The organism is Paenibacillus nuruki (assembly GCF_963311185.1).
GTDB classification, from domain to species: Bacteria; Bacillota; Bacilli; order Paenibacillales; family Paenibacillaceae; genus Saccharibacillus; species Saccharibacillus nuruki.
Genome location: NZ_OY725677.1, coordinates 3,750,835 through 3,767,422, shown reverse-complemented (window position 1 = coordinate 3,767,422; position 16,588 = coordinate 3,750,835). Strand labels below are relative to the sequence as shown.

The following is a 16,588-nucleotide window of genomic DNA, read 5'->3' as shown; positions in this document are numbered from 1 at the left end:
AAACAGGAGGATCGAAGTATGAAAAAAATACTTTTACTACCACTGACTTTGCTATTCGGATTAGCGACAGTATTATCCGGTTGTGGCAATCAGAATACAGAAGATGCAGGTGGAACCAAAACGATTCATATTTATCAATATAAAGTAGAAATCTCTGATGCACTTGCCAAATTAAAAGTAGAGTATGAAAAAACACATCCTGGCGTGAAGTTGGATATTCAGTCTGTCGGTGGCGGTAGTGATTATGCTGCTTCGCTTAAAGCCAAATTTGCTTCAGGGGATGAACCTGATATTTTCAGTAACGGTGGATATGAAGAAATGAATCTGTGGTTTGAATACATGGAAGATTTGTCAGATCAGCCGTGGGTGAGCGATCTGGTCGATGGAGCGAAAGAATCGATTAGTCGTGACGGACACATCTATGGACAACCGATCGGTTTAGAAGGATATGGATTTATTTATAACAAAGATATTTTTGATAAAGTAGGGATTAAAGAATTACCTACCACATTAGAAGAATTACAAGCCGTCTGTGAAAAGCTGAAAGCTGCCGGTTATATTCCATTCTCAAATGCATTCCAAGAATGGTGGGTGTTAGGGAATCATAATTCCAATATTCCGTTTGCGCATCAAAGTGATCCTGTACAATTTCTACAACAATTGGATGCAGGTACAGCACAGATTCCAGGAAACGAGAAATTTACAGACTGGTTGAATCTGGTTGATCTGATGGTGAAATACGGAAATAATAATCCGTTAACGACGGATTACAATACACAGGTAACGTTGTTCGCCAATGGTAAAGCCGCTATGATGCAACAAGGGAACTGGACACAGGTACAGATTGACGGGATTAAGCCGAATATGAATATTGGACTTATGCCTATCCCGATTAATAATGATAAGCAAGAAAATGATCGTCTATTTGTTAGCGTGCCTAACAACTGGATTGTGAACAAAAACTCACCGGTTAAAGCAGAAGCAAAAGAATTTTTAAATTGGTTAGTGACTTCAGATACAGGAAAACACTATATCACTGACGAATTTAAATTTATACCTGCTTTCAAAAGTATTCCTACCACTGATAAACAGCTAGGTCCTATCGGTTCAGATATTGTAAAATACAATGAAGCAGGCAAAACGCTCCAATGGGTATTCCCACGATTTGCAACAGGATTAACCAAAGATTACGGCAGTACGATTCAAGCATACATCGCTGGCGAGTTGACTAGAGATGAGATGCTGGAACAAATGCAAGCAGAATGGGTTAATTTGCAATTAAGATAGTCTGACATGAATAGGTCTTGTCGTAGATCAGGCTAAGCGAGTAGCAGGCGTAAGCCTGATCTATGATCAAGGTATATCATGTCCCACCAAAAGCCAAAGTGGAGGGGAAAAGTAGAATGGAAGATACTAGCGAAGCGATACACCCGGACAAAGCAGGATTACCTGTCGTGCAAGAAACATGGAACTCATTTGGACATATGATTCGCTGGCAAGAACATAATGGAGCTTACCTTTGTTACGGAGAACGCAGTCATGCCGCCCTTATTTTTTTATCAGATGGCGAATTTCGCTTCAAAGTATTTCAAGGAGAATATCCTGATTTATCGACAACGATAGCCATATTACCTCGCACAGAAACATCCCAACCAGAAGTTGAAGAAAATGAAGAAAACCTTGTTTTTACAACATCGGTTATTCAAGTTTTGCTCAATAGGCAAACGTTTGCACTAACGGTGTTAGACAAGAATGGTCAAGAGATTGCCCGTCAAGAAACAGTCAGTTGGAGTCCGCGTGGAGCAACAAATGGATTGTTCAATATGCAAGAAGGCTCTCACTTTTATGGCTTAGGGGAAAAGTCGAGCTTTCTTGATAAACGTGGAGAACGGTACACGATGTGGAATACGGATGTGTATGCTCCACATATGCCAGAGATCGAAGCGTTGTATGAATCGATTCCATTGTTACTGCATATGCAAGGCGAGACCACATACGGCATTTTCTTGGATAACCCGGGGCGTTCAGACTTTGATATGCGTTCACATGGTGTAGCCTATACGATTGGATGTTCTACAGGTGAATATGATATTTACTTTATCTATGGACCGGAATTGAAAGATGTAATTCGTCGGTATACCGCTATGACCGGACGTATTTCTTTACCACCCAAATGGGCGCTTGGTTATCATCAATCCCGTTATAGTTATATGAACCAGAGTGAAGTGATGCAGTTAGCACGTGATTTCCGTGAGAAAGATATTCCGTGTGATGTGATCTATCTGGATATTCATTATATGGAAGGCTATCGTGTATTTACGTTTGATAAAATTCGCTTTCCTGATCCGAAAGGTATGATCGCCGAACTGAAGGAAATGGGGATTCGTATCGTACCAATCGTCGATCCCGGCGTGAAAAAAGATCCTAAATATCCCGTATATCGTGAAGGGGTGCAAGAAGATCATTTCTGCCGTTACTTAGAAGGAGATATTTATTTCGGAGATGTATGGCCGGGTACCAGCGCTTTTCCTGATTTCACAGATAATCGAACAGCGGAGTGGTGGGGTCAATTGCATGAATATTATACCTCACTCGGGATAGAAGGCATCTGGAATGATATGAATGAACCGGCTGTTTTTAATACATTGAAAACGATGGACTTGGATGTGATTCATAAAAATAATGGCAAGCCAATGACACATGAAGAATTGCATAATTTGTACGGATTATTAATGTCCAAAGCGACATATGAAGGTATGAAAGATCATATGAATGGTCGTCGTCCGTTTATTTTGACCCGTGCAGGCTATTCAGGTATTCAGCGGTATGCGGCTATCTGGACAGGGGATAATCGTAGCTTCTGGGAGCATATGGCGATGGCGATTCCTATGGTACTTAATATGGGTCTATCCGGATTACCTTTTGCAGGGCCTGATATTGGCGGATTCGCACATCATACGTCTGCACAGTTATTGGTAAGATGGACGCAGATGGGAGCCTTTTTCCCGTATTGTCGGAATCACTCTTCTCTGGGCACAACACGTCAGGAACCATGGTCGTTTGGTGAGCAGATTGAAGGTGTTTTGCGTGAATATATCGGGCTACGTTATCGCTGGTTACCCCATCTGTACAATCTATTTCATGAAGCGTCCCAGACAGGAATGCCGATTATTCGTCCATTGATTCTAGAATATCCACGTGATCCACAAGTGACGAATCTATGTGATCAATTTCTTGTAGGCGCCGATGTATTAATTGCACCGATCTACCGACCGGATACTTACTGTCGTGCAGTGTATTTACCAGAAGGCATATGGCATGATTACTGGACAGGTGAACGTCATCAAGGAGGCAAGCATATATTAGTTGATGCTCCGCTGGATGTATTACCGATGTTTATCCGTGCAAGTTCGATTGTAGTTGAAGGATCTTTACGTCAATATACCGGTGATCAAGCTGACGATTCGATTACATTCCATATTTATGGTGCGATTGCAGATACTTCATTTACCGCGGGATACAGTCTATATGAAGATGATGGAGAAACATTTGCTTATGAAAATGGCAAGCACTCAAAGCTGGATATTCGTGTACAAGGGGAGACCGATGGATTACGGTTGTCGATGCGCTATGCTCATAGAGAATATGTAGCTGTACGTGAGCAATTGCGCTTTACATTACGTCAACCTGAATTCACGCCATCCGAAATTGTAGGGCTAGAGTCAATCACATTGGATGATCTGGCTGAAGGGAAAACAGGCTGGAGTATGGATGAACAAAGTGGCGATATTTTAATTCAAGTATTGGATACCGAACAAAATGAATGGATTCTAAAAGTCTAAAAAAAGGTCATTTCTTTCACAGAGATTGGTGAAGGAGATGACCTTTTTTAGCTAGCATTAGTTATCTAGAAACAGTTGTCTGAACTTTTGGGCTTCTTTGTCCAGAAGATTCGCGGTCTGATTGATATGCTCAAATTCTTCAATAATATGATGAATGAGTGCTTCACGGGTAGCCAAGTTGCTTTTCGATTCATTCGTATCTTCGCTAACTTTAACTATATTCTTTTTGAAGTCACTTATTTGTTGTTCTGCCTGCATAATCGTCGCTTTCGTTTGCTGAGATAGCTTTCTTACTTCTTTGGCGACCACTTCAAATCCTCGCCCATGTTCTCCCGCTCGTGCAGCTTCGATCGTCGCATTTAAAGCAAGCAAATTTGTTTGTTCAGCAATATCTTTGACCCCTTGAATAATCGTATAGATGGATTTGAAATTATTTTCTAGATCACTTAGCGTAGCTAAAGTAAGATTTAATTCGTGTACCATATTTTGCATCACAGTTGATAATTCCTGATTACGGCTTGTACCCTCATGAGCGCGCAACTTCAGATGACTGGATGAGGCTAATAATTCGGAGACTAGAGCCAGATTATTATTTTCACGCCAGGTAATATCTGTCGCTATTTTCAAAATGCCTTCGATATTTCCTAAATGGTCTATTATCGGCATATATGTAGCCTCAAACCAAAGTTTTGAACCGTTTTTAGCAATCCGCAAAATTTTACGTTGAATCTTTTCGCCACGAGTAAGCATAGTCCAAAATTCTACATATTCTGGACTGCTGACAAATTCATCAGAACAAAACTGATGGTGTAGCATACCTAGGATCTCAGATTCGGTATAACCCATTACTTTAGCGAAGGGAGAGTTAACCCATAGTACCTGATGTTGTAAATCGAATTCAATCATGGCCAGTGAGTATTCCAATGCAGTCAATACAGAATCTGCTTCTAAGACTTGAGTGCTTCGTCGAGCTATAAAATTCAATGAAAGACCTCCTATTTTCTTAGCATTTGACGCAAACCTTACATAAACAACAGTCTTTTTCATTCGTTAGAAAAGGATCAATATTTTTATTAATAGGTTGTTATAAGAATATTTACATAGATGTACAATCCCAAATAAAAATTATGATACAATATTTTGGAATAGATAATTTAGTTTAAATAACATCTATGGATTCATCTTCCATCTTCAAATGATCTATAATCTTACATTTATACTTTTTACCGGAACGTTCACCATATAAAACATGATTAAGATAACTTTTGCTTGTGCCTATTTGTTCAGCTAGTTGAATTTGCGAGATGCCCAAGTCTAACAGTCTTTTTCTGACTTTAAGTCCGAATGGAGTCAACTTTCGTCTAGTTATACAACTCCCTCTCCTTTCTAAAATATACAAAACTTTTGAAAAAGAATATGCGAATACATATTCTATATAACTCATTTTATTAATTATTATTAGTAAATGCAATACTTTCACTAATAATTTTTAGCGGAAGGAAGATGCTTATGTTATCTATTGGAGAAAGAATACGTTATTTAAGAACTGCTAACGGGCTATCTATGAAAGAATTAGCAGATATTATTGGTAGTAATAGTGCGGCGATCAGTAATTATGAAAATAACAAAAATGTGCCAGGGGGTAAGATTATAATTTTATTGTCGGACTGTTTTCGTGTATCTACCGATTGGATTTTGATGGGTACAACAGAATTGAAAGGACCTACAACGAATAAACAATCTAATGTAAACGAAAGTGAATTAACGCTGGCTTCTCAGATTAACCTTTTAAGCAAATTGGAAAAAAGAGTTGTTGAAACGGTTGTACGCGAAATGATTCGTACTCGACACGATCAAGGTGAAGCGCAATAAATAGGTACCATCTATCTTATGATTGAACAACTATTTAATCATTTCATGTTTTCTTTTATAATAAAATGTTTCTTTGTGTTACAAAGTATAATTTTTCAGGACGAATGATTCGATAACATTGTATAGCAATGTTACATAGGAATCTTAAACTGATGGAGATGAACACATGCAATCATGCTGGATCGGAATAGATATAGGAGGCACTGGCATCAAAGGTGCTTTGGTAAATGAGCAGGGACAGATGATTGAACGTATGGAGTTGCCTACCCAAGCAGAACAAGGTGCTGAATTTATATTAGGACGAGTCTTATATATCGCCAATGAACTCAAAAGTATTGTCTATGATAGTGTGAAACAACGCTTTATCTCGGTTCATGGTATCGGTATCGGTTCCGCAGGTCGAATCGATCGTGAAAGTGGGATCGTAATTGATGCGACTGATAATTTGCCGGGATGGAAAGGGATGCGTCTGGCTGAATTGGTTACTGCTTCAACAGGACTACCATCATGGATTGTCAATGATGCTCATGCTGCTGCCGCAGGAGAAGACTGGATTGGTGCATCTTCTCAGGTACAATCTTCTATCATGCTAACGATCGGAACAGGAGTAGGTGGTGCGCTTGTTCACTATGGTGAAGTCATCTCCGGTCAATACGGAGGAGCTGGTGAATTAGGGCATATGATTCTACACCCTGGAGGCTTACCTTGTAATTGTGGTAAAAAAGGATGTGTTGAACAGTATATCTCAGGCACAGCACTACATCGTCGTGCAGATGAGTATGTACCCGGTTGGAATGCATATACTTTGATGAGAGAAGCCAAGCAAGGCACAGCAGAAGCATTATTTATATTAGACGGATGGATCAATGATCTGGCAAATACGATTATTAATATGGATCAAATCTTTGATCCACAGGCGATTGTGATCGGTGGTGGTGTAATTGTTACACGTGGAACGTGGTGGGAATTGCTTCTTCAACGTATTCAAGAATTGGGCGGTAGACCGGTATTATTAATGCCTGCACAATTAGGGAATCATGCAGGCATGGTAGGAGCGGCTCGAATTGCTATGTTAAATGCTCAATTGTAAAATACGCTGTGCTTCGGCGATTCGTGCGGGATCAAGAGCAAGCTGAATATCGCTATTGATACGCATAGCGCTACCCAAATGAACTTCTTGAATACATGTCTCTTTGATAAAGGAAGCCAGATTCTGCAAAGTTAATCCTGCTCCAGCAATCAATTGAATATGAGATTGTCTGGCTAAGCGATCCAGAGTAATCATTGGCTCGGTAGCTTGTATCACTGAAGGTTGCCCCCCTGAAGTTAAAATATGCGTAATCTGAGGATAGCGTGACAATATCTCCAGCCCTCGCTCTAGATCATCCAATTCGTCAAAAGCACGATGGAACGTAAAAGGCTTGCCATCTGCCGCATCCAGTAGTCGCTCTAATGCAATAATGTCAATCTCTCTATCCGCAGTTAGTACACCAGTGACTATCGCTGCTACATCCGTACGAGAGATATGACGGATATCTTGTATCATCTGCGTTAGATCAGCAGCATCATATACAAAATGATGACTATGTGGACGCACCATCATATTGATAGGAATAGAGACCGATTCGGTCATTTGTTCGATAACGTCGAGGCTGGGTGTAAGCCCTCCTTCTTGTTGAGCCGCTATCCATTCGATTCGATCTGCACCTGCTTGATCTGCAATGATAGCATCTGCTGGCGTTGTTGCAATCACTTCCAGTATTTTTCGCATAACAACCTCTCTTTCTGTACTCCTATTTATAGACAGCTTACCATGTTCCCGATTGCCATTTTAAGATTTTTAAAATGAATCTCAGTCTTTTTAGTAGGAAATCTGGAATTTTTGGGCATCCACCCTTATAATAGATAAGATACCTACTCTGACAAAGATTATTGTTGTTTGTCAGAATTTTGGTGATAAAATCATTTTCTCATTTGACTTAGTCGTGCTGGTATAGATAAGCACTTATTATGAAAACGTAACTGAGATGGACGGGAGACAAAGATGGATCAACCGTTATATGGAATATGGATCGGAGACGTATTTTTTTGTTTTTCCGGTGAAATGTCTGAACCTAAGGTCGATGCTTGGATGAAAGTCATGCGTCGTCTAGAGATGCCAATCGGTCGTAAGCCGTTTGCACAATCTGGATTGCGTCTAGCTGAATTGAAGTTCGGTCCTTCAGGTGGAAGTGCCAAAGAAGTACCTACACGTCGCGCAGGAAGAAGCAAACGCCTGCCAGGTAGAATGGTGGAAGGACTCGCTTTATCCCCTGAGCAAGCTTATGATTTGCTACTAAATTGGGATGAAGCACTGTTAGCACGTCAAGGAATTACACCGGGTGGAGAGATGCGCTACTGGCATAGAGCTGTTCAATTTGCACAAAAGCTATTGCGAGAAGGTAAGATTTTGCCGGATAGCACAGTGATTGCAGGAACAGGTCGCCGCAGTGCACAAGCCACATTACATGGAACATGGAAACCTCTTTTACAAGGGGAAGACCGTGAGATGTTTGGCAAATTAGCAGATGCTATTCCGATGATCGGATTATCAGCGCTATCGCTTTTCCCTGCTTCAGAACCGGATCGTCCGGCACAAGCACGTGCAGATGTACTACATTCATTCTTGGTCGCTGTGATGGATGCCGAGATTCGGCGTATGTTCCGTGATGCGGGTTATGGCAAGTTTAGAGCTTATATGGCAGCTTACCGCCGCGGAACTTCACCACAAGCTCATTTGTGGTGGAACTCGATGTTTGATGCGACAGGTGATCTAGCAGTACAAGGAACAGCCGATGATATGGCCGAACTGGCGGCACAGATTCGTGAACATAATGGAGCCGCTGTACCTGTGCCTGAAATGGACAGTGTTGAAGAACGCAAGGGAGAATTACGCCTTGTGGTGCGATTGGAACCACCGGTTTCAGCAGATGCTACACCTGCGGAACAAGCGATGTACTCGAACACTCAAGAATGGCGAATGTCTTTCTGGGCAGATGATGAATCCGATGCAGCTATATTGATACCTGTAGGTGTGTTATGGAAGCATGATGATACAGAGTTAGTTGTACGTGGTCGTACGTATGAAAATGTACAACAGCATATTTTAATTCAACTTGGACAAGCGGCAGAACGTTCACCGATTGTAGCTTCTTTTCTAGAAGTAGCAAGCCCTGAAGGTGGATATATGGAAGCTGCGGATGTCTATACTTTTCTCAAAGAAGATGTGCCTAGATTGCGCAAATCTGGCGTGGCTGTGCAGATTCCTTCACGCTGGACAAGAGAAGGTAAGCGCCGTAGCGGAGTCAAATTAAAACTTAAAACTCCACAAGATAGCAGTCGTGGACCTGAAGAAACATCCCGTCTGGGTATGAATCAGATGGTTGCTTTTGAACCGGAAGCTGTTCTAGATGGCAAAACATTAACTGTGGCTGAATTAGCGGAAATCGCTAAAAACGGCGTGCCTTTGATTCCTTTTGATGGTGGCTGGATCGAAGTCGATCTGACCGAAATTCGTCAGGTATTGCGCTTTATTCGCCGTCATGAAGAAGGCGAAATTTCGTTCAATGAATTGATGCATATCTATGCGGATGAAGACGAAAATTCATGGAATGGTCTGCATATTTTTGAAATTGAGACTGGATCGTTGTTGAATGGTCTGATGGAAGGCAATGCTTGGCGGGATATTCCTGTGCGTCAAGTACCTGAAGGTCTTCATGGAACACTACGTCCTTATCAAGAGCGAGGATTCCAATGGCTTGCGGCTATGCGTGATCTAGGATTCGGTGCTTGTCTTGCTGATGATATGGGACTCGGTAAAACAATACAGGTAATCACTTGTATGTTAGACCAACCTTCCGCAGGCCCACGTCTTATCGTCTGCCCGACCTCTTTACTCGGGAACTGGCAACGTGAATTGGAACGTTTTGCACCTGAAATGAATCTCTATATTCATCACGGCAGTCGTCGTCCACGTGGCGAAGAATTTCTACAAGAAGCTCGCTCCCATGATATTGTGCTCACCACGTATCATTTAGCTGGACGAGACGGAGAAGATTTACGTGAAGTGCACTGGGCTTCGATTGTCTTGGATGAAGCTCAATATATTAAAAATTACCGTACCAAACAAGCGCAAAGTGTAATGAAACTCAATGCGCCTCACCGAATTGCAATGACAGGGACACCTGTAGAAAATCGCTTGAGTGAGTTATGGTCTATTTTCCAATTCTTGAATCCAGGATATCTGGGCACTTCTTCATCGTTCCGTCAGATGTATAATGCGTCTGGTGTTGAGATGGAGAGTCGTTTACAGACGTTACGCAAATTAGTAGCTCCATTCATGTTGCGTCGTCTGAAAAGTGATCCTGATATTCGCCGTGATCTACCGGATAAGATCGAACTCAAATCGTATTGTTATATGACGGTCGAACAAGCCGGTCTATATCAAAGCGTAGTGTCTGAAATGTTAGGACGGATGGGCAGTAGTGGAGGCATTACACGTAAAGGGATTGTGCTCTCTTCATTGACCAAATTGAAGCAGATTTGTGATCATCCTCATCTGGTAGCCAGTAACGGTAAGCCAGATACGTCCAAACAAGAACGTTCTGGTAAAATGGCACGTTTGATTGAACTGCTGGATATGATTCGTGATAGCGGGGAATCTGCGTTAGTCTTTACCCAGTATGTCGAAATGGGTGAACTGCTTACTGCTCGTTTGAGTAAGCATTATGGACAAGAACCGTTCTTTTTACATGGTGGAGTCAGCAAAGTATTGCGTGACGAAATGATCGATGCTTTTCAAAATGATCAAGGACCTCCATTATTCGTACTTTCTCTCAAAGCAGGTGGCGTAGGGCTGAATCTAACCCGAGCGAATCATGTGATTCACTATGATCGCTGGTGGAATCCTGCGGTAGAGAACCAGGCGACAGACCGTGTATTCCGAATCGGACAGCGCCGTAATGTACAGGTGCATAAGTTAATCTGTCAGGGTACACTAGAAGAGCGTATTGATGAATTGATTGAAAGTAAAAAAACACTGGCAGAGCAAGTAATCGGTACAGGCGAGCAATGGCTAACTGAAATGTCAGATGAAGAATTGAAGCAATTGGTATCTCTTCAATCTGCGGAATGGGGAGCTGACGAATGAGTGATATAGAATGGACAGTAAGCAACTGGCAAGTCCATACAGGGCAGATTCAGGCTCAGGTCTATCCTTCTACAGCCAAAGCCACTGAAGATTCAAATGTAACTTTGCATATTGAACTTCCATCGGAAGACGAAAAGCAAAAAATGTTGGGATCACTCAGTGCTTCGGCATGGAGTATGTATCTATTGTTAAATATGGAATCTCCTTCAGCGACAACCAAAGACGTCGACCTGATGCCCAAACATGTGCTTCAAGATGTACATGAATGGTCTTCGACTGGAGAAGATTTACTACTTTATACACCTTATCTCAAAGAACAATCTACCTCTGCCAATCTACCTGTACAACAAGTGGAAAGTCAGTGGGAATTGCAAAGTCCGCAAGTGCAAGCTGTGATCCAGAAGTCGATCGAACGTCTGTCAGCGAATCCTTTGCTGGCATGGCAATTAGCAGGCTGGAGTCCACAGACGTTATCCAAAGATATTTTCCATATCTGGGGCAAACATGTCTCCGAACAAGCTCAAAGTGAATTTGCTTTAGAAGATGGTACGATGGCTGGACAGCCTTTTTCAGATGAACCGAATCTAGGCAGTTTACTTGCTGAAGCGGCAACAGCCGGAACACTGCATCAACCCGGAGAAGGACTAGCAGAGATTGAAGCATATTTGAACCAATCAAGTAAAAAGTGGAATAAGCAATTAGAAGGCGCAACCGCCAAAAAGATAATTCCATTTGTCGAAAATAAAGAATTACAAATACCTGATATTCAAGCATTATTACCAGGGGTACAAGGCGCCGGAATAGGTTATCAAGAAGTACGCAAACAGGTGGCAGAACGTATGATGCGGAGTCATTTTGCAAAATAAAGGAGATTTATAATGAATACCAAAAAGCCATTACGTGTGCAATGGAACATGATTATTCCAGCAAGTGTATTGTTATCAGGAGTCTTATTAGCAGGTTGTGGAGCAAGTGCAGAACAGGCAACGACAGCTCCGACCAACAATACAGCTGCTACAACAGCAGGTAACGATTCGTCGACTGCGCAGACAACAGGTTCGACCAGTGGCACTGCTTCTACGGCGAGCAATACAGCCAGCACTGTAGATCCATTGATTCAACAGCGTGAAGATAGTTCTCTTCAATCGACGATCAAAAAGATGAATGGCAAAATGGTAATCACTAATCCTGAATCAATGACAGTCATCGTTAACAAAAAACGTTCGCTGCCTGACGGATATATTCCGCCTGATTTGGTTGTACCGAAAGTCGCTTTTTCATATGACGGCGTATTAGAAAAAAGCCATATGCGTAAAGAAGCCGCAGGAGCATTAGAAAAACTATTTGCAGCTTCCAAAAAAGCAGGTCTGGATCTACGAGCGGTATCTGGGTACCGTTCATACAAACGTCAGGTTACGATTTACAATAATAATGTAGCGACCAAAGGACAAGCATACACTGACCGTGTGAGTGCTAAGCCGGGAACCAGTGAGCATCAGACAGGACTAGCCATAGATGTATCGGGTCCGGGTATCGGGTATGGCTTGGAGCAGTCTTTCGGAGGAACAGCAGAAGGCAAATGGTTAGCCAAACATGCGGCTGAGTACGGATTCGTGATTCGTTACAAAAAAGGTGCAGATGCCCTAACAGGGTATACATGGGAACCGTGGCATATTCGTTATATCGGCAAAGATTTAGCACAAGATGTTACCGCTAAAAATCTTACGCTTGAAGAATATTTTGATGAAGATCAGATTCAAAAATAAAGGAGGGAAGCTATGAACCATCGGCGGAAAATGACGGTATTTGCTACTATTTTACTGTTGGAAGCGACCGGATGTGCGTTTAACCCAAGCGCATCGATTCAGAAGTCGACTCCATCTGTTGAAGCGTCAGTTGCGCCATTGGTTCAAGAAGGCAAGATCAGTCTGTATGCGAGTGAAGAGAAGAACGGTGTCTATCACAACATAGCGATTGATGAAGGTCAGGGCGAGCAAGCGCAACAGTATGACTGGGAGACAGTAAGCAACCCGGGTTATGAACCGATGATTCATGAACAAGATCTAAATGGGGACGGGCAAGCAGAGATGATTGTGATCACGACTAAAGGCTATGGAACAGGTGTATACATATCCGAAGCCCATGTGATTGAGACCAAAGAGCAGACTGAAATCACTGTTGAGGATGCACTAGCGTATACCAAAGCGCATGTTTCCTTTTCAGTGGTGCATCAATCAGGAACATCTTCGGTCAAAGCTACTGTCACCGATCAGCCTGCGGTCGAGTTGTCTTTGAAAGCTACCGATAAAAATGAATTGCCTCAGTTCGGCAATATTATTGATTATCGTCTGGATGAAGATCATACATTAACCGCAGAAGTGGCGGCTCAATTAGCAGATGGTGAAGCGGTCGGAACAGCCATTTTGCATTATCAGTGGGATGCCGGAGCAATGAAAGTCAGTCGAATTACATTCGAAGCTGTGGCCTCATAAACGAACCAAAAAGCATGCGATTCTCATCCTATAATGGAGATCGCATGCTTTTTGGTGTGTATTTATAGCTTAATTTGATGATTCTTTGCGTACATATGGAGGTGGAGGAGTGACCGAATCATCTAGGGATAATACCTCTTTTCGCAGATTCAGCATTTTAAGATCCAATTCATCTGCGGCTTTGGCAGCTTCTGTCAGTTCATTTACAATATGTGCAGGGACTTGTTTGTCGTATTTATAGAAAATAATATGTTCAAGACTTGCCCAGAAGTCCATTGCCAGTGTACGTAACTGAATCTCGACTTTGATCCAACGCTTGCCTTCCATTAAGACCAGTGGAACAGCTACAATGACATGCAGACTTTGATATCCATTGGATTTGGGATTAGCAATATAATCTTTAATTTCGATAATCTTGATATCTTCACGTTGTTGAAGATGGTTGAACATGCGATAAATATCTTGCACAAAAGCACACACGATACGCATACCTGCAATATCATGAATATGTTCAAAAATATTTTCGACCGTTGTATCCAGTCCTTTACGAACAAGCTTTTCGATCATACTTTTGGGATCTTTAAGACGAGTCTTAATATGTTCGATCGGGCTAAAGCCATCGGTTAATTCCCATTCGGCTTGAATTAATTTGATTTTATTCTGCAATTCTTCTAATGCTAGCTCATACAAAATCGGTAGCTTTTTCCACTCTTCAAATTGTTTAAGTGTATCGGCATGTTCACTGATTTCTTTAAGCTTAGCTAAATCTAGATTGTTTAGATCTAGCGAAATAATCTTGTCTAATTCACTCATACGATTCACCTCTATTTCTATTGTACATGGGTTGAAAAGGGAAACAAAATATAAGGCTATAGAGCTAGCGTTACATTTGCATAAAGACTACGAATAGTTAGGATTTAAACGCTTCGATCAAAAAGCGTGACGGCGCAACTGTTTTACCATGATGCATTGCAGGCGAAGACACATACAGCTCTTGTTTGGCACGTGTAACGGCAACATAAGCAATGCGGCGTTCTTCTTCTAGTGCGGCTTTCATCAGTATCCCTTCTTTATCAGGACCTTTCATGTTTTGCGCAGCCCGCACATCTTCAGGTGCAAAATCTTGCAAAGCTGCTTCATGCGGTAAAATACCTTCCGAAGCGCCCAGTAGATACACACAAGGGAACTCTAATCCTTTGGCACGATGAATCGTCATCAGATGAACACCTTGCGGTGATTCTTGCTTGAGTAGTTCAGTCATTTTTTCACGTTTCATAGATAATTCATCGGCGAACTTAACCATTTCTTCTACTGTAGCAAATTTGCCAGCAGCACTTTCAAGTTCATCCAGTGTCTCACGAATTGTATCTTTGTGTCGGGTCGCTGGCCCACTAAAGTCTGCACTGGCGAATTTATCATAAAATACACGCCGAATTTCTTGAATGGCATACAGTGGCTTCATTTCTTTGATTTTTTTGAGAAACACAATCCGATCTTTCACTTGTTGACGCTGAAAAGATTTGAGTCGATCCCAATGATACAGATGAATTAAAGGATACTTCTTAGATTGCTGCTGTTCTTTCATCATAATGTGATCCATCCCTGCATCTCTAGAGATATAGAGTGGGCCAATCACGCCGGGAAGAGCATCCATCCGCCTTGGCTTAACGGCTAAGCGTAAATGATCCATAATTGGTCGAATCAGCGCATGATCATAGAATACAGGAGCTTCACCGTATTGAATAAATGGAATATCTTCCATCAACAACCGTTCTGCAATCGCTCGTGTACCGCTTATCGTGCGATGAAGTAAAGCAATATCACCTAACGGAATCCCTTGCTTTTGTTGTTCTAACAATCGTTGAACCACTTGATCGGCTTCAGCATCGGCATGTGCAGGACGCAGATAACGTGGAGCTTGTCCTGCGGCTACGCCAGCTTTCAATACTTTGTGATGACGAGCTGTATTATGAGTCACAATATGTGTACCCAGACCTAGAATCTGCGGATGACTCCGATAATTAATATCAAGTGCAATAATTTTGGTTCCCGGATATTCTTGCGGAAAATTCAAAATGTATTCTTGCTTCGCTCCATTAAATGAATAGATCGTCTGATCATCATCACCAACCACCATAAGATTGCGATGAGCATCTGCAATTTTACGAACCATTCCGTATTGCAGTCGGTTACTGTCTTGAAATTCATCGACCATCACATATTGAAAACGTTCCTGTAATATCGCTAACGTATGTGGATCGTTTAACAATATATCGGTACGTAACAAGATATCATCAAAGTCGATCCGGCGATATTCTTGCTTCCATTCTTCATAACGACAAAGTAAAGCGCAACGATCTCGCTCTTCAGGCGTATCTTTAGGTAGATCCTCTGCGGATCCGCCATCTAGCTTCATCGCCGATAAGGTAGCTAGTAACGTCTCGGGTGGAGTGGTGCTTGTCGAACCAATTTCTCGTCGTAAACGTTGTAATACCGCATGTTGGGCACGTGCATCACCGAAGATTTCTTCTTTCAGATTGCCATATCGTCTAAGCATCAATAGCCCAAATGAATGAAACGTACGTGCTTCAACAGCACGTGCTTTGGCGGCGGAGATGCCGGGCAAAGCGGCAATTCTGGATTTCATTTCAGCAGCGGCTTTGGTGGTAAATGTCACTAATAAAATCTGACGCGGATCTATGTTACGTACAGAGAGTAAATATCCTGCACGTGCAGTCAATACAGTCGTCTTGCCACAACCTGCTCCAGCCAATGCCAAAAGTGGACCTGTGCCATGACGAACAGCTTCAATTTGCGGTGCGTTCAGTAAAATACCCTGACTTTCCAGAGCACGGAAAAACGAAGCATCGTCCTCTTCATCCGAAATAAGGGTTATACTGGTATCACGAGGTGCGCTTTCGGCAGCCGGAACAGTTGTATGCGGTTGAATACCTTGAGGTCTCGGGTAATCTTGCCATAGGGTGTCTTTCAACAGATAAATCTTCCTTTCCGGCTTATCTTTTTCAAGTACAGCAGAAATTTGGTATGATAGAAGCAACCCGTATCCGGGTACTGCTATACATATCCTTCTATTATAATGGATAGATAGCAGTTGAAGTAGTACCCCGAGTATATTCATATGAAAAATTCAATGAAAACGGTAACGATCATTCATCCATGAGAACATGATGAAA

The 16,588-nt window shown here is 42.0% G+C and carries 13 protein-coding genes; 8 read left to right on the top strand and 5 right to left on the bottom strand.

From position 1 onward, the window contains the following. Positions 1–18 precede the first annotated feature (18 nt). Both RCP16_RS16725 and RCP16_RS16720 read left to right on the top strand, forming a co-directional pair. Complete coding sequence (locus RCP16_RS16725) at positions 19–1,287, top strand: ABC transporter substrate-binding protein (protein WP_069329526.1); 1,269 nt, start codon at positions 19–21, stop codon at positions 1,285–1,287. 116 nt (positions 1,288–1,403) lie between these two features. Beyond that, positions 1,404–3,842 carry a glycoside hydrolase family 31 protein gene (locus RCP16_RS16720; RefSeq protein WP_308640860.1) on the top strand — a complete coding sequence of 813 codons (2,439 nt, stop codon included), beginning with the start codon at positions 1,404–1,406 and terminating at the stop codon, positions 3,840–3,842. Between the two features lie 57 nt (positions 3,843–3,899). Here the strand turns inward: RCP16_RS16720 and RCP16_RS16715 are convergent, their stop codons facing one another. Beyond that, positions 3,900–4,826, bottom strand: a complete 927-nt coding sequence (locus tag RCP16_RS16715; protein WP_308640859.1) for a methyl-accepting chemotaxis protein — start codon at positions 4,824–4,826, stop codon at positions 3,900–3,902. A gap of 175 nt (positions 4,827–5,001) precedes the next feature. Beyond that, positions 5,002–5,286 carry a helix-turn-helix domain-containing protein gene (locus tag RCP16_RS22515; protein ID WP_371748115.1) on the bottom strand — a complete coding sequence of 95 codons (285 nt, stop codon included), beginning with the start codon at positions 5,284–5,286 and terminating at the stop codon, positions 5,002–5,004. A 65-nt stretch (positions 5,287–5,351) separates the two neighbouring features. On the opposite strand from RCP16_RS22515, the gene RCP16_RS16710 reads away from it, so the two are divergent. Next, the gene (locus RCP16_RS16710) at positions 5,352–5,714 is read left to right on the top strand and encodes a helix-turn-helix domain-containing protein (protein ID WP_308640858.1); all 363 of its coding nucleotides are present in this window, start codon (positions 5,352–5,354) and stop codon (positions 5,712–5,714) included. A gap of 166 nt (positions 5,715–5,880) precedes the next feature. Then, complete coding sequence (locus tag RCP16_RS16705) at positions 5,881–6,804, top strand: ROK family protein (protein WP_069329524.1); 924 nt, start codon at positions 5,881–5,883, stop codon at positions 6,802–6,804. On the opposite strand, the gene RCP16_RS16700 is transcribed toward RCP16_RS16705, so the two are convergent. Further along, the gene (locus RCP16_RS16700) at positions 6,787–7,485 is read right to left on the bottom strand and encodes a copper homeostasis protein CutC (RefSeq protein ID WP_308640857.1); all 699 of its coding nucleotides are present in this window, start codon (positions 7,483–7,485) and stop codon (positions 6,787–6,789) included. The two genes, RCP16_RS16705 and RCP16_RS16700, sit on opposite strands and share 18 nt — an antisense overlap. Positions 7,486–7,758: 273 nt before the next feature. On the opposite strand from RCP16_RS16700, the gene RCP16_RS16695 reads away from it, so the two are divergent. Genes RCP16_RS16695 through RCP16_RS16680 form a run of 4 tightly spaced genes read left to right on the top strand, consistent with a single transcriptional unit; the run spans position 7,759 to position 13,394 of the window. Further along, positions 7,759–10,902, top strand: a complete 3,144-nt coding sequence (locus RCP16_RS16695; RefSeq protein WP_137224848.1) for a DEAD/DEAH box helicase — start codon at positions 7,759–7,761, stop codon at positions 10,900–10,902. After that, positions 10,899–11,768: a hypothetical protein gene (locus tag RCP16_RS16690; RefSeq protein WP_273593067.1), complete on the top strand. Its 870-nt coding sequence runs from the start codon at positions 10,899–10,901 to the stop codon at positions 11,766–11,768. The genes RCP16_RS16695 and RCP16_RS16690 overlap by 4 nt, the downstream gene beginning before the upstream one ends. 12 nt (positions 11,769–11,780) lie before the next feature. After that, complete coding sequence (locus RCP16_RS16685) at positions 11,781–12,668, top strand: M15 family metallopeptidase (protein WP_069329518.1); 888 nt, start codon at positions 11,781–11,783, stop codon at positions 12,666–12,668. Between the two features lie 12 nt (positions 12,669–12,680). Next, positions 12,681–13,394, top strand: a complete 714-nt coding sequence (locus tag RCP16_RS16680; RefSeq protein ID WP_308640856.1) for a hypothetical protein — start codon at positions 12,681–12,683, stop codon at positions 13,392–13,394. A 69-nt stretch (positions 13,395–13,463) separates the two neighbouring features. Here the strand turns inward: RCP16_RS16680 and RCP16_RS16675 are convergent, their stop codons facing one another. Together RCP16_RS16675 and RCP16_RS16670 are read right to left on the bottom strand one after the other, a co-directional pair. Further along, positions 13,464–14,207, bottom strand: a complete 744-nt coding sequence (locus RCP16_RS16675) for a GTP pyrophosphokinase (protein ID WP_069329516.1) — start codon at positions 14,205–14,207, stop codon at positions 13,464–13,466. A 97-nt stretch (positions 14,208–14,304) separates the two neighbouring features. Continuing rightward, entirely contained in the window at positions 14,305–16,386 is a 2,082-nt protein-coding gene (locus RCP16_RS16670; RefSeq protein WP_069329515.1) for an ATP-dependent helicase, read from the bottom strand. Positions 16,387–16,588 lie beyond the last annotated feature (202 nt).